24 protein-coding genes are annotated in these 18503 nt (G+C 35.9%); 22 read left to right on the forward strand and 2 right to left on the reverse strand.

All coding sequences use genetic code 11. The features are described from left to right. Positions 1-9 precede the first annotated feature (9 nt). From spoIIM to C1A05_RS05340, 21 genes are all read left to right on the forward strand, one after another. Complete coding sequence (gene spoIIM, locus C1A05_RS05240; protein ID WP_102027127.1) at positions 10-654, forward strand: stage II sporulation protein M; 645 nt, start codon at positions 10-12, stop codon at positions 652-654. A 160-nt stretch (positions 655-814) separates the two neighbouring features. Next, complete coding sequence (gene fur, locus C1A05_RS05245) at positions 815-1270, forward strand: ferric iron uptake transcriptional regulator (RefSeq protein ID WP_102027128.1); 456 nt, start codon at positions 815-817, stop codon at positions 1268-1270. 218 nt (positions 1271-1488) lie between these two features. Beyond that, positions 1489-1707 (forward strand): DUF4227 family protein, encoded by a 219-nt coding sequence (locus tag C1A05_RS05250; RefSeq protein WP_102027129.1) that lies wholly within the window; start codon positions 1489-1491, stop codon positions 1705-1707. A gap of 3 nt (positions 1708-1710) precedes the next feature. Further along, positions 1711-2598, forward strand: a complete 888-nt coding sequence (xerD, locus tag C1A05_RS05255; RefSeq protein WP_102027130.1) for a site-specific tyrosine recombinase XerD — start codon at positions 1711-1713, stop codon at positions 2596-2598. A gap of 85 nt (positions 2599-2683) precedes the next feature. After that, positions 2684-3859, forward strand: a complete 1176-nt coding sequence (deoB, locus tag C1A05_RS05260) for a phosphopentomutase (protein ID WP_102027131.1) — start codon at positions 2684-2686, stop codon at positions 3857-3859. 15 nt (positions 3860-3874) lie between these two features. Continuing rightward, positions 3875-4702, forward strand: coding sequence for a purine-nucleoside phosphorylase (locus tag C1A05_RS05265; RefSeq protein WP_102027132.1), 828 nt, complete (start codon positions 3875-3877; stop codon positions 4700-4702). A 17-nt stretch (positions 4703-4719) separates the two neighbouring features. Further along, positions 4720-6024: a pyrimidine-nucleoside phosphorylase gene (locus C1A05_RS05270; RefSeq protein ID WP_102027133.1), complete on the forward strand. Its 1305-nt coding sequence runs from the start codon at positions 4720-4722 to the stop codon at positions 6022-6024. 244 nt (positions 6025-6268) lie between these two features. Continuing rightward, positions 6269-7435 (forward strand): D-alanyl-D-alanine carboxypeptidase family protein, encoded by a 1167-nt coding sequence (locus tag C1A05_RS05275; protein ID WP_102027134.1) that lies wholly within the window; start codon positions 6269-6271, stop codon positions 7433-7435. Positions 7436-7550: 115 nt separating this feature from the next. Next, positions 7551-7904 carry an anti-sigma F factor antagonist gene (gene spoIIAA, locus C1A05_RS05280; RefSeq protein WP_102027135.1) on the forward strand — a complete coding sequence of 118 codons (354 nt, stop codon included), beginning with the start codon at positions 7551-7553 and terminating at the stop codon, positions 7902-7904. Continuing rightward, positions 7901-8338, forward strand: coding sequence for an anti-sigma F factor (gene spoIIAB, locus C1A05_RS05285; RefSeq protein ID WP_102027136.1), 438 nt, complete (start codon positions 7901-7903; stop codon positions 8336-8338). Before spoIIAA ends, spoIIAB begins: the two co-directional genes overlap by 4 nt. Before the next feature lie 16 nt (positions 8339-8354). Beyond that, positions 8355-9110 carry an RNA polymerase sporulation sigma factor SigF gene (sigF, locus tag C1A05_RS05290; protein ID WP_102027137.1) on the forward strand — a complete coding sequence of 252 codons (756 nt, stop codon included), beginning with the start codon at positions 8355-8357 and terminating at the stop codon, positions 9108-9110. A 114-nt stretch (positions 9111-9224) separates the two neighbouring features. After that, entirely contained in the window at positions 9225-9842 is a 618-nt protein-coding gene (locus tag C1A05_RS05295; protein WP_102027138.1) for a stage V sporulation protein AA, read from the forward strand. Then, the gene (locus C1A05_RS05300) at positions 9832-10248 is read left to right on the forward strand and encodes a stage V sporulation protein AB (RefSeq protein WP_102027139.1); all 417 of its coding nucleotides are present in this window, start codon (positions 9832-9834) and stop codon (positions 10246-10248) included. The genes C1A05_RS05295 and C1A05_RS05300 overlap by 11 nt, the downstream gene beginning before the upstream one ends. Positions 10249-10263: 15 nt before the next feature. Beyond that, complete coding sequence (gene spoVAC / locus C1A05_RS05305; RefSeq protein ID WP_102027140.1) at positions 10264-10713, forward strand: stage V sporulation protein AC; 450 nt, start codon at positions 10264-10266, stop codon at positions 10711-10713. 18 nt (positions 10714-10731) lie between these two features. Further along, a complete protein-coding gene (gene spoVAD / locus C1A05_RS05310) occupies positions 10732-11751 on the forward strand; it encodes a stage V sporulation protein AD (protein WP_102027141.1) in 1020 nt (339 codons plus the stop codon). After that, positions 11748-12104: a stage V sporulation protein AE gene (gene spoVAE, locus C1A05_RS05315; protein WP_102027142.1), complete on the forward strand. Its 357-nt coding sequence runs from the start codon at positions 11748-11750 to the stop codon at positions 12102-12104. The genes spoVAD and spoVAE overlap by 4 nt, the downstream gene beginning before the upstream one ends. Before the next feature lie 23 nt (positions 12105-12127). After that, a complete protein-coding gene (locus C1A05_RS05320; RefSeq protein WP_102027143.1) occupies positions 12128-13594 on the forward strand; it encodes a spore germination protein in 1467 nt (488 codons plus the stop codon). A gap of 207 nt (positions 13595-13801) precedes the next feature. Then, the gene (gene lysA, locus C1A05_RS05325) at positions 13802-15100 is read left to right on the forward strand and encodes a diaminopimelate decarboxylase (protein WP_102027144.1); all 1299 of its coding nucleotides are present in this window, start codon (positions 13802-13804) and stop codon (positions 15098-15100) included. A gap of 154 nt (positions 15101-15254) precedes the next feature. Then, complete coding sequence (locus C1A05_RS05330; protein WP_102027145.1) at positions 15255-15692, forward strand: peptidylprolyl isomerase; 438 nt, start codon at positions 15255-15257, stop codon at positions 15690-15692. Between the two features lie 70 nt (positions 15693-15762). After that, positions 15763-16221 (forward strand): site-2 protease family protein, encoded by a 459-nt coding sequence (locus C1A05_RS05335; protein WP_102027146.1) that lies wholly within the window; start codon positions 15763-15765, stop codon positions 16219-16221. Positions 16222-16544: 323 nt separating this feature from the next. After that, positions 16545-16901 (forward strand): GNAT family N-acetyltransferase, encoded by a 357-nt coding sequence (locus C1A05_RS05340; RefSeq protein WP_102027147.1) that lies wholly within the window; start codon positions 16545-16547, stop codon positions 16899-16901. Between the two features lie 17 nt (positions 16902-16918). On the opposite strand, the gene C1A05_RS05345 is transcribed toward C1A05_RS05340, so the two are convergent. Further along, positions 16919-17398: a DUF309 domain-containing protein gene (locus C1A05_RS05345; protein ID WP_102027148.1), complete on the reverse strand. Its 480-nt coding sequence runs from the start codon at positions 17396-17398 to the stop codon at positions 16919-16921. Positions 17399-17527: 129 nt separating this feature from the next. Continuing rightward, positions 17528-17620, reverse strand: coding sequence for a YjcZ family sporulation protein (locus tag C1A05_RS05350; protein ID WP_145997288.1), 93 nt, complete (start codon positions 17618-17620; stop codon positions 17528-17530). A 140-nt stretch (positions 17621-17760) separates the two neighbouring features. Here C1A05_RS05350 and C1A05_RS05355 point away from each other — a divergent pair, with 140 nt between their 5' ends. After that, positions 17761-18501 carry a segregation/condensation protein A gene (locus tag C1A05_RS05355; RefSeq protein WP_102027150.1) on the forward strand — a complete coding sequence of 247 codons (741 nt, stop codon included), beginning with the start codon at positions 17761-17763 and terminating at the stop codon, positions 18499-18501. Positions 18502-18503 lie beyond the last annotated feature (2 nt).

Consider the following 18503-nt stretch of genomic DNA (forward strand, 5'->3'; position numbering starts at 1 on the left):
AGGATTAATATGCTACAGAAAAAGAGTAGTTTTCGATCTAAAATACAGGTTTCAGAATATAGTAGCATTTATATGTTCATGTTTATATTGTTTATTGTAGGAATTGTATTTGGTGCTGTTATTGTAAATAGTATGAGCTTTATCCAGAAGCAAGATTTATATTTTTACCTCCATCAATTTTTTGGGCATGTTCAAGAGGGAACCCTACTTACGGGGGTGGATTTGTTTCAGGAAAGCTTTTTCTACCATTTCAAATATATATCTTTAATTTTTATATTAGGGCTATCGATTATTGGAATCCCATTAATTTGGATCTTTATCTTTATGAAAGGGATTGTAATTGGATTTTCGGTTGGATTTTTAGTGAATCAAGTAGGGTGGCAAGGGCTTATGTTAGCTACAGCTTCCATTGCTCCACAAAATATTTTTATTATTCCAGGCTATTTAATAGCAGGTAGTTTTGCAATGATTTTCTCCTTGTTTTTAATAAAGAAACTCTTTTCATCCCGAGTATATAAGCTGCCGATGAAAAAACACTTCGTACAATATGGAACGATTTTTTTAGTGGTATTAGGAGTCGCCCTAGTAGCAGCAGTTGTAGAAGCATTTGTTTCTCCCCATGCAATGCGTCTCGTTGTAGGTTGGACTTTATAGCAAAAAATGTAGCATAATCATATGTGATTTTGTTATACTTACATTAAAATAATTCTAATTTTATAACGACAAATGTCCCTCACTTTATAATAATTTTAATTTGACAGGATATTACTGTCTGCTTATAATGAAAGTGGGATTTACGAGGGAGGAACGAACGATGGAGCATCGACTGGAAAAGATAAAGAAGCAGTTACATTCCCAAAGCTATAAATTAACTCCGCAGCGAGAAGCAACTGTACTCGTTTTACTAGAAAATGAAGAGGATCATTTAAGTGCGGAAGATATTTACCTCCTCGTAAAAGAAAAAGCACCTGAGATAGGATTGGCAACGGTATATCGAACATTGGAGCTATTATCTGAGTTAAAAGTTGTAGATAAGATAAACTTTGGTGATGGGGTATCTAGATATGACCTGCGTAAAGAGGGTGCAGAGCACTTCCACCATCATTTAGTCTGTATTGATTGTGGGTCAGTTGAAGAAATCGTAGAAGATTTATTAGAAGATGTTGAAAAGATTGTGGAAAAGGATTGGGGTTTTCAAGTAAAAGACCACCGATTAACGTTCCATGGAATATGTCGTAATTGTCAAGGAAAGAAAGAAAAATCTTCATAATCCTTTGTTTATAAAACCTTTTTTTCGTTAAGAAGAAAGGTTTTTATTATTTTCCTCAAGCGGAGCTAGTCCTTGTTCTGTCATAATCGTCATTTGTGTGAACAAACCGTGGTAGCTATTTTTCGAAGCTTCGATAAAGTGTTAAAATAAAGTATAAATCATGATTAAAATGGCATATCTTGTACTAAATACATCTTTTTGATGAAGGGGATATGACCATGTCAAGATGGTTTCAGTATGTTAAAGAGTTCGCAAAAATTTTTGTTATTTTTATTATATGTACGGTATTTTTCTACTATGGTTTACGACTCATGCATGAAGAGTATAATGAATTTCATCGTTATGATGAGCCAGATGGACAAGCTGTGAAAGTGTTTGAGATGGAGGATATGAATTGGATAGATCGCCTATCTATCTTTTTTCGGTTGGGGGAATAAGAAATGGACCATGCAGTGAAAGACTATTTACATTATTTATCGATCGAACGGGGACTCTCACAAAATACGGTTAGCTCCTATAACCGGGATTTAGTACAATATACAAAATTTCTACAACAAAAATGTGAATTAATAGAAGTAAAAGAGGTTCAAAGAGTGCACATTATGCAGTTTCTAAACAGTTTATATGATGCAAATCGATCTGTTTCAACTATAGCTCGAATTCTATCAACGATTCGTTCTTTTCATCAGTTTTTGATTCGAGAATATGATGTGAATCATGACCCTAGCTTACATATTGAAACACCGAAGAAAAATAGAACTCTACCAAAGGTATTGTCTAGTAATGAAGTTGAGATGTTACTAGATTTAAGCGGTAACGATCCATTGCGGATTCGAAACAAAGCGATGTTAGAGGTTCTTTATGCGACAGGACTCCGTGTTTCGGAATTGTTATCCTTAACAATGAATGATATGCATTTAACAATGGGGTTTGTTCGCTGTATTGGTAAGGGGTCTAAAGAAAGAATTATTCCTTTAGGATCACATGCTCAAAAAGCCATTGAAAATTACTTAGAACATTCCCGCAGCAAATTGTTAAAAGGGAAAAGGGAAGAAGCTGTATTTTTAAATCATCATGGTAGACCAATGTCTAGACAAGGATTTTGGAAAATATTAAAAGCGATTGCAAAAGATAAAGGGATCAAAAAAGAATTAACACCACATACACTACGACATTCTTTCGCGACGCATTTACTGGAAAATGGTGCGGATTTGCGTGCTGTTCAAGAGATGCTTGGTCATGCTGATATTTCGACTACTCAAATCTACACTCATGTAACAAAAGCAAGACTTAAAGATGTCTATAAAAACTTTCATCCAAGAGCATAACGCAAAAGCCATCGAATCATGATATATTGTCCATACATACTAAGAGAAGAAATAGGGAAAGTCATACTATAGGAGGGATTTACAGATGAAAAAATTTAATCGAACATTTTTAATCGTAATGGATTCAGTAGGGATTGGTGAAGCTCCTGATGCAGATAAATTTAACGATAAAGGCGCAGACACGCTTGGACATATAGCGGAGCATATGAATGGTCTTCAAATGCCAAATATGGGGAAATTAGGATTAAGTAATATAAGAGAAATTAAAGGAATTGAAAAGGCATCTACACCGATGGCACATTATACTACGATGCGGGAAGCATCAAATGGTAAAGATACCATGACAGGACATTGGGAGATTATGGGCTTATACATAGAAACACCATTTCAAACATTTCCAGATGGATTTCCTGAGGACTTAGTGAAAGAGTTAGAAGAGAAAACAGGCAGGAAAGTAATTGGAAATAAGCCTGCTTCTGGAACAGCTATACTAGATGAGTTAGGCGAGGAACATATGGAAAGCGGTGCACTTATCGTGTACACTTCTGCAGATTCTGTTCTTCAAATTGCTGCTCATGAAGAAGTCATTTCCATTGATGAACAGTATCGGATCTGTGAAATTGCAAGAGAATTAACGAAAAATGATAAGTATATGGTAGGACGTGTTATTGCTCGTCCGTTTATCGGTAAACCTGGTGCATTCGAACGTACATCCAATCGTCACGATTATGCCTTAAAGCCGTTTGGTCGTACCGTTATGAACGAAATGAAAGATGCAGGGTTAGATGTTATTGCTTTAGGTAAAATCTCGGATATTTATGATGGAGAAGGGGTTACAGAAGCAATCCGTACGAAAGATAACATGGATGGAATGGATAAGCTCGTTTCTTCAATGGATAAGGACTTTAAAGGGTTAAATTTTCTAAACTTAGTGGACTTTGATGCAAAATATGGACATCGTCGCGATCCAAAAGGCTATGGCGAAGCATTAGAAGCTTTCGATCAGCGTTTACCAGAGGTTTTAGAAAAGCTACAAGACGATGATTTATTAATTATTACGGCCGATCATGGGAATGACCCAGTGCATCACGGAACAGACCATACGAGAGAACTTGTACCTTTGATCGTTTATTATAAAGGTATTGAACAAGGTAAAGAATTAGCACAACGTAAAACCTTTGCTGATATCGGAGCAACTGTTGCAGAAAACTATGGCGTCACAATGCCAAAATACGGAGAAAGTTTCTTAAAAGATCTATAAGTTAGGAGCAAAAAAATGAACGCACAAAAAATACAAGAAGCAAAATCGTACATTGAATCAAAATTAGCAGGAAAAACACCAAATATTGGTTTGATTTTGGGCTCTGGTCTTGGTGTTTTAGGGGATGAAATTGAAGAAGCGGTTAAAATCCCTTATGGAGAAATACCTCATTTTCCCAAATCCACTGTTGCTGGACATAAAGGGCAATTAGTAATTGGGTCATTACAAGGAAAACAAGTTGTTGCGATGCAGGGAAGATTCCATTATTACGAGGGGTATTCCATGGAGCAAGTAACCTTTCCGGTACGTGTTATGAAGCAATTAGGTGTGGAAAAGCTCATTGTAACCAATGCTGCAGGCGGAATTAACGAAAGCTTTGAGCCTGGCAATTTAATGATTATTACAGACCATATTAATATGATGGGAAACAATCCATTAATTGGACCAAATGATGAAACTTTCGGTGCGCGCTTTCCGGATATGTCAGAGGCGTATGATCGTAGTCTCATTCAACACGCGGAAAAGAGTGCAAAGAAATTAAACCTTTCCATTCAAAAAGGGGTGTATGTTGGTAATACAGGTCCTTCTTATGAAACAGGAGCCGAAATACGAATGCTCCGTACACTAGGTGGAGATGCTGTTGGTATGTCCACTGTACCAGAAGTTATCGTAGCAAATCACACTGGTTTAAAGGTATTAGGTATCTCATGTATATCGAATATGGCTGCTGGAATTTTAGATCAGCCTTTAACGCACGATGAGGTTATGGAAACGACTGAGAAAGTAAAACAAGACTTTTTAAATTTCGTAAAAGATGTTGTTCAATCACTTCCTGAAGAATAAATAGGGGGAAACCCAATATGAGAATGTATGATATTATTGCAAAAAAACGAGATGGTAAAGAATTAACAAAAGAAGAAATTGATTTTTTTGTAACGGGTTATACAAAAGGAGATATACCTGATTACCAAGCAAGTGCTTTTTGTATGGCCATTTATTTTCAAGGTATGACAGAAGAGGAAAGAGCAAATTTGACTATGGCTATGGTCCACTCTGGGGATACAATTGATTTATCCTCTATAGCGGGCGTTAAAGTAGACAAGCATTCTACAGGTGGAGTAGGGGATACGACTACATTAGTACTCGCGCCTTTAGTTGCATCTTTAGACGTTCCCGTTGCTAAAATGAGCGGCAGAGGGCTTGGGTATACTGGTGGTACGATTGACAAATTAGAATCTGTTCCAGGCTTTCATGTTGAAATAGACAATGCGGAATTTATTAAACTTGTAAACGAAAACAAAGTTGCCGTCATTGGCCAGTCGGGAAATTTAACACCAGCAGATAAAAAACTATATAGCTTAAGAGATGTGACAGCAACTGTCAACTCAATTCCCCTTATAGCAAGCTCCATTATGAGTAAAAAAATTGCAGCAGGTGCTGATGCTATTTGCCTAGATGTAAAGACTGGGGCAGGAGCCTTTATGAAAAATATAGAGGACGCGAAAGAATTAGCACAAGCAATGGTGTCTATCGGTAATCGAGTAGGAAGAAATACGATGGCTGTAATAAGTGATATGAGTCAACCATTAGGCAGAGCGATTGGTAATGGACTAGAAGTAAAAGAAGCGATTGAGACTTTAAGTGGGAACGGGCCTTTAGATTTAACGGAATTAAGCTTAACATTAGGTAGTCAAATGGTCTATTTAGCGGGTAAAGCATCATCATTAGAAGATGCTAGAGCAAAGCTTGAAGAGAGTATTCGTTCCGGAAAAGCACTGGATAAATTCAAAACCTTCCTAAAATCCCAAGGGGGCAATGAAGAAATTGTTGATAATCCAGATCTTCTCCCACAAGCCTCGTATAAATTTGAGCTAGAAGCCCAAGAAGATGGATATATTAAAGAAATTGTAGCTGATGAAATTGGGAATGCTGCAATGCTTTTAGGGGCTGGACGTGCAACAAAAGAATCAGAAATTGATTTAGCAGTTGGACTTGTATTAAATAAAAAAATTGGTGATCCTGTTCAAAAAGGTGAATCCATGATAACAATTTATGCAAACCAACCCGACGTAGAAGCAATTAAACAAAAGCTGTACAACAATATAACCGTTACGACCAATAAGGTGGAACCACCAAAACTTATCCATGAGATTGTAAAACAATAAATTTTAATAAAAAGCTGCAGGAAATCTATGATTTCCTGCAGCTTTTTCATTTGGGGAGATTAATTTAAACAGGAAAATACTTTTTGTAAACAGTATGAAAACGAAGAAAACAGCTTTTTACATAGCAATTTGTAATAGGTGCCATGACGCCATCTTATGCAATTCCAAAAATAATCCACTTTATTACTTATAAATTTAAGCAATCATGGAAAAAATATGTAGCAATAGGAATGGAGGGAAACTAATGAAGAAAATTGCAACATTCATTTCATTACAATGTTTATTATTTACATTTGTAGTTCTTCCTATTAATGCTGAAGAGTCTACAGAGCAAATGGATATAGCTGAAAATTCCAAGTCGGCTATCTTGATTGAAAAAGATACAGGAGAAATTTTATATGAAAAGAAATCCAATGACAGACTTCCTCCTGCAAGTATGACGAAAATAATGACGTTAATTTTAATTATGGAAGCTTTAGAAGACGGAAAAATCAAATTGGATGAAAAAGTGAGAGTAAGTGAATACGCAGCTTCAATGGGAGGATCCCAAATCTTTTTAGAAGCTGGGGAAGAGATGACAGTTGAAGATCTCTTGAAAGGTGTAGCTGTTGCATCAGGTAATGATGCTTCTGTTGCACTAGCTGAGCGTATAGCTGGTAGTGAAAAAGCATTTGTTCAAAAGATGAATGAAAAAGCAAAAAATCTTGGTCTTAAAAATACGCATTTTGTAAATACAACTGGACTTCCTGCAGATAATCATTATAGTACAGCACACGACATGGCAATGATGGCGAAAGAATTATTAAAGTACGAAGAGATTACAAAATATACGAGCATATATGAAGATTATTTAAGAAAAGGGACAGAAGATGAGTTTTGGTTAGTGAATACAAATAAGCTAGTCAAATTTTATAAAGGTGTAGATGGATTGAAAACTGGTTATACAAGTGAAGCAAAATATTGCTTAACAGCTACAGCGAAACGAGAGGATATGCGTGTGATTGCGGTAGCAATGGGTGTAGATACGACAAAGAAGCGTAATACAGACATATCAAAGATGTTAGATTATGCATTCTCCCAATATAATACAAAGCCTGTATATGAAAGACATCAAACTATAGATGACCTAAAGCTGCTACGAGCTGAAAATGAAAAAATAGAGGTAGTAACAGAAGACAAAGTATCCCTTTTAATAAAAAATGGTGAAGAAATTAGTGATATGGAAGAGGTTATTGAATACGATAAAAACCTAACTCTACCAATTAAGAAAGGCCAACAGGTTGGTACATTAAAGGTAAAGGTTAACGGAAAGGTAGTATCTGAAACCCCATTAGTTGTCCAACAAAATGTAGAACAAGCGGGTATTTGGACTTTAATGAAGCGTTCGATGAAACATTTTAGTCAATCGTAAAAAATGATGAGTAAAATTATCGACGAAATCACACTACTTTTGTCAACAAGCAGGAAAATGTAAAGGAAAAGTAGAAAGACTCGAATGTAGCATAAGAAAAAGGAGGCATATACTTTTGAGTCTTTCTGTACATTTTGAAAGTAAAAATCATGTGTTATTAGTTAGACTTTCAGGAGAATTGGACCACCATACCTCTGAAAGTTTAAAAGTAAAGTGGCAAAAGGAAATGGAAAAAGCGGATATTAAAGATGTTGTCGTAAATATGGAAACGTTAAGTTTTATGGATAGTTCTGGATTGGGTGTTATTTTAGGTAGATATAAAGAGTTAAAAGAAATCGGTGGAGAGATGGTAGTTTGTTCTGTTTCCCCAGTTGTAAAACGGATGTTTGAACTATCAGGATTATTTAAAATTGTCCGTTTGGCAGAGGATGAAGCAAATGCGCTGAAAAGTTTGGGGGTGGCATCATGAGAAATGAGATGCGTGTAGAATTTTCGGCGCTAAGTGAAAATGAATCCTTTGCTCGGGTAACAATTGCTGCTTTTGTAGCACAGCTCGATCCAACCATGGATGAACTAACGGAAATTAAAACGGTAGTTTCAGAGGCTGTTACGAATGCAATTATACATGGCTATGAAAATAATCCAGACGGCAAAGTGTACGTCCATTGTGTGATAGAAGATCAATTTGTGGATATAGAAATAAAGGATGAAGGTATCGGTATAGATGATTTAGAAGAAGCGAAACAACCTTTATATACTTCTAAGCCGGAATTAGAACGTTCTGGGATGGGTTTTACCATTATGGAGAATTTCATGGATGAAATTGAGATTCAATCCGCAAAAGGAATGGGTACAACCGTACGATTGAAAAAATACTTTAAAAAAGCGTCAAACCTTGTGTAGTTAAGGGGATATGTCTATGGATGTGGATTTGAAGCAGTCCAAGAAGGATAAGCAATTGTCTGATAAAGAAGTAAAAAAATTGATATTTGATAGTCAGCAAGGGGATCAGACTGCACGAGATAGGTTAGTGGAAAAAAACACTCGACTCGTATGGTCTGTCGTTCAACGATTTTTAAATCGTGGATATGATGCGGATGACTTATTTCAAATTGGTTGTATTGGTTTACTAAAATCAATTGACAAATTTGACTTATCCTATGACGTAAAGTTTTCAACCTATGCGGTTCCTATGATTATCGGTGAAATTCAACGATTTATTCGTGATGATGGTAGTATAAAGGTTAGTCGTTCTCTTAAAGAAACTGGTAATAAAATTCGTAAAAAGCGAGATGAATTAACAAAGGAACTCGGACGCTCTCCGTCTATTCAGGAGCTGGCAACTGCTTTGGAGATTACTCCTGAAGATATTGTTTTTGCTCAAGAGGCTTCCAGATCGCCTCATTCTATCCATGAAACCGTTTATGAAAATGATGGGGATCCGATAACGTTATTAGATCAGATGTCAGATGATGATTCTAAATGGTTTGATAAAATTGCCCTTAAAGAGGTAATACGTACGTTAGATGAACGAGAACGTTTAATCATATATTTGCGATATTTCAAAGATCAAACACAATCAGAAGTTGCAGAACGATTAGATATTTCGCAAGTTCAAGTTTCTAGGTTAGAAAAGAAAATATTGGATAATATTCGAGATCAACTAAAAACGTAAAATTACTTTAAAGGGTGAGGACTACTTTTAAAAAAGTAGTCCTCACCCTTTTTGCATGAACAAAACCTGCATGACACATAATAAGTAAAACAAGTCTTTAAGGGAGGGATATAGATGGGGGATCAAATCTACTTAAGGCTAAAAAACAAAATAAAAATTCCAAAAGGTAAAAAGCTCTTACTTAAAGATATTGCGTATATATCAGCAAATGAACATTGGAAAAATCTTTTGGAAGGAAGCTTTATTTATCAAGTAAAAGAAGAGGATAAAAACATTGTCGTATTAGATGTCTTTTCCGTTATTGAAAAAATAAGGTCTCAGCATCCAAATCTGGATGTGCAAACGGTTGGTCCTAATCAAACCATTGCTTATATCGCTCCACAAAAAAAGAAACCGAAACTATTCATCGTATCGTTTATATGGGTTCTATTGTTTATTGGTAGTGGAATGGCGATTATGAATTTTCACTATGATGTAAGTATGCAGGAAGTTCAACAAAAGTTACATTTCATGTTGACAGGAAAAACAGAAGCATACCCTTTATGGTTACAAATTCCTTATTCTTTTGGGTTAGGATTAGGTATGATCTTGTTCTTTAATCATGTATTCAAAAAGCGAATTAATGAAGAACCGAGCCCGTTAGAAGTAGAAATCCATAACTATCAACAAAACTTAGACCATTATGTCATTATTCATGAAAATGAAATGAGTAAAAATAAAAATGATGATTAAACTACTAGAGGCGATAATAGGATTCGCTTCTGGGCTTATGGTCGGTGCTGGATTTGTCGCATTTTTAACTGTGTTAGGTATCATTCCAAGATTAGTCCAACTTAGTAAAACGCTACATTCCATACAGTATTATGAGTTTAGCGTTATTGCCGGAGCAATGTTTGGAACACTTTTATCATTTAGCGCGATGGTACTCCATTTACCAGCTGTTTTTGAAATGATATGGGGACTATTTCACGGCGTATTTATTGGCATGTTAGCTGCGGCGCTTACGGAAGTATTAAATGTATTTCCCCTTCTTACGAAAAGAATTGGTATGGAAAGCCAAATGCTCATTTTTTTAATGGCGATTGTATTTGGAAAAATAGTTGGATCACTATTTCAATGGATTGTATTTGTTAAATAAATAGGGGGATTTAAAATGGGTAAAAAATTTACTGCTCAAAATTACAAACAAGCTGTTAAACCCTATCAGCCAAAACCGAATCTACTAATTAATTGCTTAAAGGCTTTTGTTGTAGGTGGTCTAATCTGTGTATTTGGCCAACTACTAATGGATTTCTATATGAATGTATTTGACTTTAGTAAAAAGGATGCAGCTAATCCAACAGCATCTACTTTGATATTAATTTCTTCCCTACTTACGGGATTTGGAGTGTACGATAAATTAGGTCAGTTTGCAGGAGCAGGCTCTGCAGTACCGATTACTGGATTCGCTAATGCAATAACAAGTGCAGCACTAGAACATAGAAGCGAAGGATTGGTTTTAGGTGTTGGTAGCAATATGTTTAAACTAGCGGGCTCGGTTATTGTTTTTGGTACCGTTTCAGCTTATATCGTTGGTATTATTCGCTTGTTAATAACTCAGTGATGTAGGAGGTCAAATAGCTTGAGAAAACGTGGTATTCAATCCTGGTTTTATGAAAACAAGATATACTTAAATGAATCTGCTACAGTTGCTGGACCAATGGAAGCACAGGGGCCTTTAAGTGAAACGTTTGATATTACTTATGACGAGCTTCATTGCCATGAAGATAATTGGGAAAAGGCAGAAAGAAGAATTTTACAGCAGGCAATTGAATTGTGCATGCAAAAGGCAAACCTACAAAAAGATCAAATTGACCTAATGTTAAGTGGAGACCTGCTAAATCAGAATGTTTCTACTAATTATGTAGGAAGAGCATTACAAATTCCAATACTAACGATGTTTGGTGCTTGTTCCACATCGATGGAAACATTAGCAGTAGCAAGTGCATTAGTTGATGGTGGATTTATTAATAATGCTATTGCGGCAGTAAGTAGTCACAATGCAACTGCTGAAAGACAATTTCGTTATCCTACGGAATATGGTGGGCAAAAGCCTAAAACGGCAACAACTACGATTACAGGTGCTGGAAGTGCGCTCGTTTCTAGAAATCCGAGTTTAATCCGAATAGAAAGTGCAACAATTGGAAAAATAATGGACTATAACATGGGAGATCCCTTTGATCTAGGCTCGGCGATGGCGCCTGCAGCTTATGACACAATTAAAACCCATTTAAATGATTTAGGCAGAACTCCTAATGACTATGATTTAATCTTAACAGGTGATCTTTCACGAGTGGGCAGTCCTGTACTAAAAGATATGTTAAAAGAAGATGGTATTAACATTGATGAGGTGCATAATGATTGTGGTGTGATGATCTACAATAGTGACCAACCAGTATTTGCTGGAGGGAGTGGTGCTGCTTGTTCAGCAGTTGTTACGTATGGACATATCCTCTCAGAGCTTCGTAAAGGAAATCTTTCCAAGGTATTGGTTGTTGCAACAGGTGCACTGCATAGTCCAACAATGATTCAACAAAAAGAAACAATACCTTGTATTGCACACAGTGTGGTGCTGATGCGAGAGGAGCTGACATCATCGTGATTTATGTTTGGGCTTTTGTTGTCGGAGGAGCAATTTGTGTAATAGGTCAATTACTATTGGATATAGCAAAATTAACACCAGGACATGTATTGTCTTCTTTTGTTGTCATAGGAGCTATTTTAGATGGTTTTAATATTTATGATAAGTTAATTGAATTTGCCGGTGCTGGTGCAACCGTTCCAATTACCAGCTTTGGCCATTCCTTATTGCATGGTGCAATGGAGCAAGCTAGCACGGATGATCACGGTGTTGTTGGTTTAGCTATTGGAATTTTCCAGTTAACATCAGCAGGAATTGCATCCGCAATCTTGTTTGGCTTTCTAGTTGCAGTATTTTTTAAACCAAAAGGATAAGAGATGGAAAGGGTTTTTCGTTTATGGCTACATCACAGAAAATAGAGGTTCCAGATTCACTTAAAGAAATAGAATCGTATATGAAGGAAAGGGTTGGGGTTGGTGTATCCTTTGATCTTGGTTTTCGCCAACTCGAAATTTTAAAAAAAGACGTTCATCTATACTATCTAACTGGTTTATGTGATACATCGGTAATCGTACAAATTATTAAAATGCTCGTTGAAATAAACGATAAAGAATCGAATGTGAAAAAACTAAAAGAGATTGTCTATAATCGGCTTGTCCATCAACAAGTAACAGAAGTAAAGCATATGGATGAGGCGGTTGATCAATTATTATCTGGTTTAATTGTTATTTTTATAGATGGTGTAAGTGAAGCTCTAGTTGTAGATGTTCGTCAATACCCGGGTCGTGGACCGAAAGAACCAGATACAGAAAAGGTAGTTCGTGGTTCCCGTGATGGATATACAGAGAATATTATTGAGAATACAGGATTAACGAGAAGGCGAATACGTGATGAAAGACTTCGAGTGGAAATTACGAAGGTTGGGGAACGTTCCAAAACGGATGTATGTTTAATGTATCTTCAAGACGTGGCTAACCCAGAACTCGTAAAATTGTTAAAAAACGAAATGGAGCAAATTGACATTGACGGGATGCCGATGGCCGATAAAACATTAGAGGAATTTTTTATTAGCCAAGGATTTAATCCATTTCCACTCGTAAGGTATACGGAAAGACCAGATGTAGCATCGGCACATTTATTTGAAGGGCATGTTATTTTAATGGTCGATACTTCCCCAAGTATGATTATTACTCCAACAACGTATTTTCATCATGTTCAGCATGCAGAAGAATATCGTCAATCTGCAGCTATTGGAACATTCGTAAGGTGGATTCGTTTCCTAGGAGTACTTGCATCTATATTCTTATTGCCCCTTTGGTTTTTGTTTGTTGAGGATCCAACATTATTACCACAAGGATTGGAATTTATAGGACCGAATGAGGAAGGGAATATTCCAGTTTTTTTACAAATTCTTATGGCTGATATTGGAATTGAATTTCTCCGCATGGCCGCTATTCATACCCCAACCCCACTTTCGACTGCAATGGGGTTAATTGCAGCAGTACTGATTGGTCAAATTGCAATTGATGTCGGTTTGTTTATGCCCGAAGTGATTTTATATGTTTCCATAAGTGCCATAGGAGCTTTCGCAACACCAAGCTATGAATTAAGCGTTGCAAATAAAATTGCACGAACGGTATTACTATTAATTACCGTTTTTTGGGGTGTGAACGGATTTATCATTGGCTCGACGCTGTTTGTGCTTTTACTAGTAGCAACAAAATCTCTTAACACACCATACATGTGGCCATTCCTTCCATTTGATTTACATGGGATGGTCCAAATCCTATTTCGAGTATCTGTTCCATTATCGAAACGTAGACCAGGAATTGTTAAACCGCAAAATGACTATCGACAACCGTAAGAAACATGTATTATTGAATCAAAATTCTCTATGTGTTAAGTTAAAACTACAATAAACAAAAGAGGCAGTGAAAAACTGCCTCTTTTTATTCCTTATTTTTAATGAATATTGCAACTCTTTTGTGTTAAAATAGTTTAATCGGTTAAAGATTTAACGTAATAAACTTATGAATGAAGAAGATACAATTAAATACAGGGGTTGAATAGAATGGTGAATAGTATGACGGAACATGCGAACAATCTTCAATTCGGTGGTGTTGATACGATAGAACTAACGAAAAAGTACCAAACACCTTTATATGTATATGATGTTAATAAAATTCGAGAAAATGCTAGGGCATTTGTGGAGACCTTTAAAAAATTAGGTGTTACCTTTGAAGTTGCTTATGCGAGCAAGGCATTTTCATCCATTGCGATGTTACAAGTAGCCAAACAGGAAGGTCTAAGCTTAGATGTCGTATCACAAGGAGAATTGTATACGGCACTTCAAGCTGATTTTCCGGTTGAAAAAATACACATGCACGGAAACAATAAGTCTATGGAAGAGCTACAAATGGCTATAGACAACAATATTGGCTGTATAGTAGTGGACAACTTTTATGAAATCGATTTGTTACACCACTTATTAGCAAAAGCAAATAAGAAGATGAATGTATTAATTCGTGTAACCCCTGGTATTGAAGCGCATACGCATGATTACATTTTAACTGGACAAGAGGATTCCAAATTTGGCTTTGATCTTTCTAATGGTCAAGCTGAAAAAGCGCTCCTTCAGCTAATGGACAGTGACTATATACAAATTAATGGACTTCACTGTCATATCGGCTCACAAATTTTTGAAACGACAGGTTTCATAATGGCTGTTCAAAAATTATATCAGGCTTTGCATGAATGGAATGTCAAATATGGGTTTGTTCCTACAGTTTTAAATCTAGGTGGTGGATTTGGTATTCGATATACAGAACAAGATGAGCCAAAGCCCCTTGCACTATATGTGGAGTCATTAGTTAATGAAGTAAAAGCACAGGCAACAAAGCATGATTTGCCTATTCCAGAAATATGGATTGAACCAGGAAGAGCAATCGTTGGTGATGCTGGTATGACTTTATACTCAATTGGTTCTATTAAAGAAATTCCAAATGTACGTACGTATGTCTCTGTTGATGGTGGAATGACAGACAATATTCGCCCTGCCTTATATAATGCAAAATATGATGCAGTGGTCGCTAACAAAATGAACAAACCAATTGAGAAAACAGTATCGATAGCAGGAAAATGCTGTGAATCAGGAGACATGCTTATTTGGGATATCGATGTCCCTGAAATTGAATCAGGTGATATATTAGCAGTACGTTCTACCGGAGCCTATGGATACTCCATGGCAAGTCATTACAATCGATTTCCAAAAGCGGCGGTTGTTTTTATTGAGGATGGAAAAGATCAGTTAGTTATAAAAAGAGAACGATTTGATGAGTTAACAAGATTAGATATTCCTTATGAAAAATAGTATAGATGGGGAACGTGCGGACTAGAGTCATAGCTTGATTTTAGTCCGCATTTTCTTGTTATAATTGGCTATTGTTATGCAGTTATTGAAATTTTACTTTCCTGTAATAATAATGGTATGATTATTTTGATTTGTACATAAAGGAGGACTTAACATGTCTAAAAAAGGATATATCGTAATGGAATCTGGAGATAAAGTGGAATTTGATTTGTTTCCAAACGAGGCTCCAGGCACAGTAGCAAATTTTGAAAAACTAGCGAATGAGGGATTTTATGATGGATTAACATTTCACCGTGTTATTCCAGGGTTTGTAAGTCAAGGTGGCTGTCCTCTAGGTACTGGTACTGGCTCAGCAGGATATACAATTAAGTGTGAGACGGAAGGAAACCCTCATCGTCATGTTGAAGGAACTCTTTCCATGGCGCATGCTGGTAAAGATACAGGTTCTTGTCAGTTCTTTATCGTACATGAACCACAACCTCATTTAGACGGCGTTCATACTGTATTTGGTCAAGTGACATCTGGAATGGATACAGTAAAAGCAATGTCTAATGGAGATGTTATGAAGGAAGTAAAGGTATTTGAAGCTTAATTAGTACGATAAGAGGGAGCCTACAACCATGCTCCCTCTATTTATTCGAATGGATGGTTAGGGGGTTGTTATGGGGACATTATTCCTATTTTTGTTTATTGTAGCACCTTTGTCCATAACTTTTCATGAATTGGGCCATGCTTTTGGGGCGTATCTCGTTCATTCGGATCGGATTCTATTTTCAATCGGAACAGGGAAGCCAATCTTTTCCTTACAGGGGGGCCGTTTTCGCGTCCTGGTGCATACGTTGTTTTTTATTGGTGGTCACACCTTACATGAGCGTGAGCATACATATACAAAAAGAGAACTTTGCTTGATTTCAGTTACTGGACCCATATTTAATATCGTATTCGGTTTGATTTGTTTGTTGATAGATTTAGAGATTTTTTATATTGCTTTTCTCTTTAATGTGTGGTTAGCAAGTATTAATATCATTCCATTTAAAATAGGAGAGAAAAAATCAGACGGTTATGTCTGTTTGGAGTTGTTCAAAAAGAAAAATTTGCATAAAGATAAAAAGCCTTTATAATTATTAGGGTAAGTTAATTAAACGTTTTCTTATTGGGGGTAATATAATAATGAGAAAGAAGCAGATTCTATTATTTCTTATTATTCTAGGCTTAAGCTTAGCTTGGGGATTTATTTATTGGTTTTTTATCGCATAAATTTCTAAATCGTATGTTTTGTTTATCAAAAAATTGGAAATAATAAACAATAGCTGTTGTTCATATATAATGATAGAATTGAGTTTTATTCTTTCTATGAAGGAATAAAATCTTGGATGATCGTAATTTAGGGAAACGATGACATAGGATTAAAGACTGTCTCGTTTTCAAATAAAGAGGGAGTTATATGTTAATTAGATATAAAAAAAGTTTTGAGAAAATAGCGATGGGGTTACTTTCTTTTATGCCGGATGAAAAAGATGTCCGGAAATTAACACATACGATAAAAGAATATGAAACAAATCCAGATTGGCAATTATTTCTCTGGAAAGAGGAAGAGTTGCTTGGTGCTATTGGTGTTCGAATCGACGATGAGAACAAGGTTGTCATTCAGCATATAACAGTTAATCCATCTTATCGAAATCAAGGTGTTGGCAAAAAGATGATTGACGCCATTTATACTCAATATAGTCAAGACTATGTCATTTGCGCAAATGAGAATACAGAAGGCTTTGTTAAAAAATGTAACGAAGTAGGATTATGAAAACGCTAGATAATTTTTTATTTAGCGTTTTTCTTTTTTCTTAAGATGTGTTTATGGACAAGGTCTGTATTATGTAAATTGCTGATAGAAGGGTACTCACAACTAAGGTTTTTACAATAATTCTGAACAAGACGCTCTAATTTTTTGTCTTGAATGGGCAATTGTATACTTTGATATGGCTGACAAGACTTCATCTCCTCTTTTAATGCGAAAAGCAATACAAAGAACGCATCTCGATCTAATCCGTAAGAAGCTACTTGAGATGCATGGATTTCAAATTTCTGTATTCCTTTTTTGAGTAAACGCAGAGCACCAACATCATTTCCTCGCCTTTGATGGTATAATGCAACTGCTAATTGAATGAAAGCAACAAAAATAGAATTACGGTCTAGTGGTCTGTCCATCATCCATCTTTTTTCTAAAACCTCATGACATTCAAAATAATCACGAGTTCCATGAAAGTGTGCCAAATATTCTATGTATGCTTTGTCGTACATCCCAAATCCTCCTATTTGTGTGAAATTCTATCCAATTGGCTAAAAATTCCCCTTTAGTTTATCATATAAGGTATATTATAATAGTAGAAAAGCGCTAAGCATGGATATGCTTAGCGCATTACCTGGGATTTAGTAGCCATAACCCCAAGTAGCTCCAACAATTATCAATAATATAAACAATACAACGATTAACGCAAATCCGCCTCCATAAGCATAACCCATTTGCAAATCCTCCTTTAAATAAATAGTTATCTTCTTTTGTAATCTTACAGTACTACGTTATGTTGTGTGGTTTATAATTGTATGGGCGAATATAAACAGTTCTATATTTTTTCTGTTGGGTGTTAGAGAGGATTTGAGTCATGACCGAAGTATATAAAGTTAAAATAGACGCTTTTGAAGGACCATTAGATTTACTTTTACATTTAATTAACTCATATGAAATTGATATTTACGATATACCAGTAGCACAGATTACTGAACAGTATATGCTCTATATACATACGATGCAGCAATTAGAGTTAGATATTGCTAGTGAGTATTTAGTAATGGCTGCAACTTTATTAGCAATCAAAAGTCAGATGCTACTGCCAAATCCAGAAATTGAAGAAGACGATTTGGAATACGAAGAGGATCCACGGGAAGACCTAGTTAGAAGACTTGTAGAATATCGGAAGTATAAAGAGGCAGCACAATCTTTAAAGGATCGAGAGTTGGAAGCAAATCATATTTATACGAGACCGCCTATTGATTTATCTAGATTCAAGTCTACAGAAATCGTAGTTGAAAATAATGGAGAGGTAACGATTTTTGATTTGATTGGTAGTTTGCAAAAGCTTTTTCAACGGAAAAAATGGGAGCAACCACTTGAAACAAGGGTTCATCGTCAAGAAATTCCGATTCAAGAAAGAATGGAACAAATCATGAAACAGATCCGTCATGCCCAAGATGGGATTCGTTTTGATCAATTATTTCCGGAACCGATACGTTCCCATATTGTCGTTTCCTTTTTAGCAATTTTAGAGCTTATGAAAAAAAGAGAAATTATATGTAAACAAGATGACAACTTTTCAGAGATTTATATATTTCAAAACGAGGGATAAAA

The sequence above is a fragment of the Salirhabdus sp. Marseille-P4669 genome (assembly GCF_900240405.1).
Taxonomy (GTDB): domain Bacteria; phylum Bacillota; class Bacilli; order Bacillales; family Alkalibacillaceae; genus OEQK01.

Excerpts from the sequence above, each read along its gene's own strand:
- C1A05_RS05295 (WP_102027138.1), top strand. The coding sequence starts at position 9,225 with ATGGGGGATCAAATCTACTTAAGGCTAAAAAACAAAATAAAAATTCCA.
- spoIIM (WP_102027127.1), top strand. The coding sequence starts at position 10 with ATGCTACAGAAAAAGAGTAGTTTTCGATCTAAAATACAGGTTTCAGAA.
- C1A05_RS05265 (WP_102027132.1), top strand. The coding sequence starts at position 3,875 with ATGAACGCACAAAAAATACAAGAAGCAAAATCGTACATTGAATCAAAA.
- C1A05_RS05345 (WP_102027148.1), bottom strand. The coding sequence starts at position 17,398 with ATGTACGACAAAGCATACATAGAATATTTGGCACACTTTCATGGAACT.
- spoVAC (WP_102027140.1), top strand. The coding sequence starts at position 10,264 with ATGGGTAAAAAATTTACTGCTCAAAATTACAAACAAGCTGTTAAACCC.
- deoB (WP_102027131.1), top strand. The coding sequence starts at position 2,684 with ATGAAAAAATTTAATCGAACATTTTTAATCGTAATGGATTCAGTAGGG.
- C1A05_RS05355 (WP_102027150.1), top strand. The coding sequence starts at position 17,761 with ATGACCGAAGTATATAAAGTTAAAATAGACGCTTTTGAAGGACCATTA.
- C1A05_RS05300 (WP_102027139.1), top strand. The coding sequence starts at position 9,832 with ATGATGATTAAACTACTAGAGGCGATAATAGGATTCGCTTCTGGGCTT.
- sigF (WP_102027137.1), top strand. The coding sequence starts at position 8,355 with ATGGATGTGGATTTGAAGCAGTCCAAGAAGGATAAGCAATTGTCTGAT.
- C1A05_RS05270 (WP_102027133.1), top strand. The coding sequence starts at position 4,720 with ATGAGAATGTATGATATTATTGCAAAAAAACGAGATGGTAAAGAATTA.
- spoIIAB (WP_102027136.1), top strand. The coding sequence starts at position 7,901 with ATGAGAAATGAGATGCGTGTAGAATTTTCGGCGCTAAGTGAAAATGAA.
- C1A05_RS05275 (WP_102027134.1), top strand. The coding sequence starts at position 6,269 with ATGAAGAAAATTGCAACATTCATTTCATTACAATGTTTATTATTTACA.
- lysA (WP_102027144.1), top strand. The coding sequence starts at position 13,802 with ATGGTGAATAGTATGACGGAACATGCGAACAATCTTCAATTCGGTGGT.
- C1A05_RS05340 (WP_102027147.1), top strand. The coding sequence starts at position 16,545 with ATGTTAATTAGATATAAAAAAAGTTTTGAGAAAATAGCGATGGGGTTA.
- C1A05_RS05350 (WP_145997288.1), bottom strand. The coding sequence starts at position 17,620 with ATGGGTTATGCTTATGGAGGCGGATTTGCGTTAATCGTTGTATTGTTT.
- C1A05_RS05330 (WP_102027145.1), top strand. The coding sequence starts at position 15,255 with ATGTCTAAAAAAGGATATATCGTAATGGAATCTGGAGATAAAGTGGAA.
- C1A05_RS05335 (WP_102027146.1), top strand. The coding sequence starts at position 15,763 with ATGGGGACATTATTCCTATTTTTGTTTATTGTAGCACCTTTGTCCATA.
- C1A05_RS05320 (WP_102027143.1), top strand. The coding sequence starts at position 12,128 with ATGGCTACATCACAGAAAATAGAGGTTCCAGATTCACTTAAAGAAATA.
- fur (WP_102027128.1), top strand. The coding sequence starts at position 815 with ATGGAGCATCGACTGGAAAAGATAAAGAAGCAGTTACATTCCCAAAGC.
- C1A05_RS05250 (WP_102027129.1), top strand. The coding sequence starts at position 1,489 with ATGTCAAGATGGTTTCAGTATGTTAAAGAGTTCGCAAAAATTTTTGTT.
- xerD (WP_102027130.1), top strand. The coding sequence starts at position 1,711 with ATGGACCATGCAGTGAAAGACTATTTACATTATTTATCGATCGAACGG.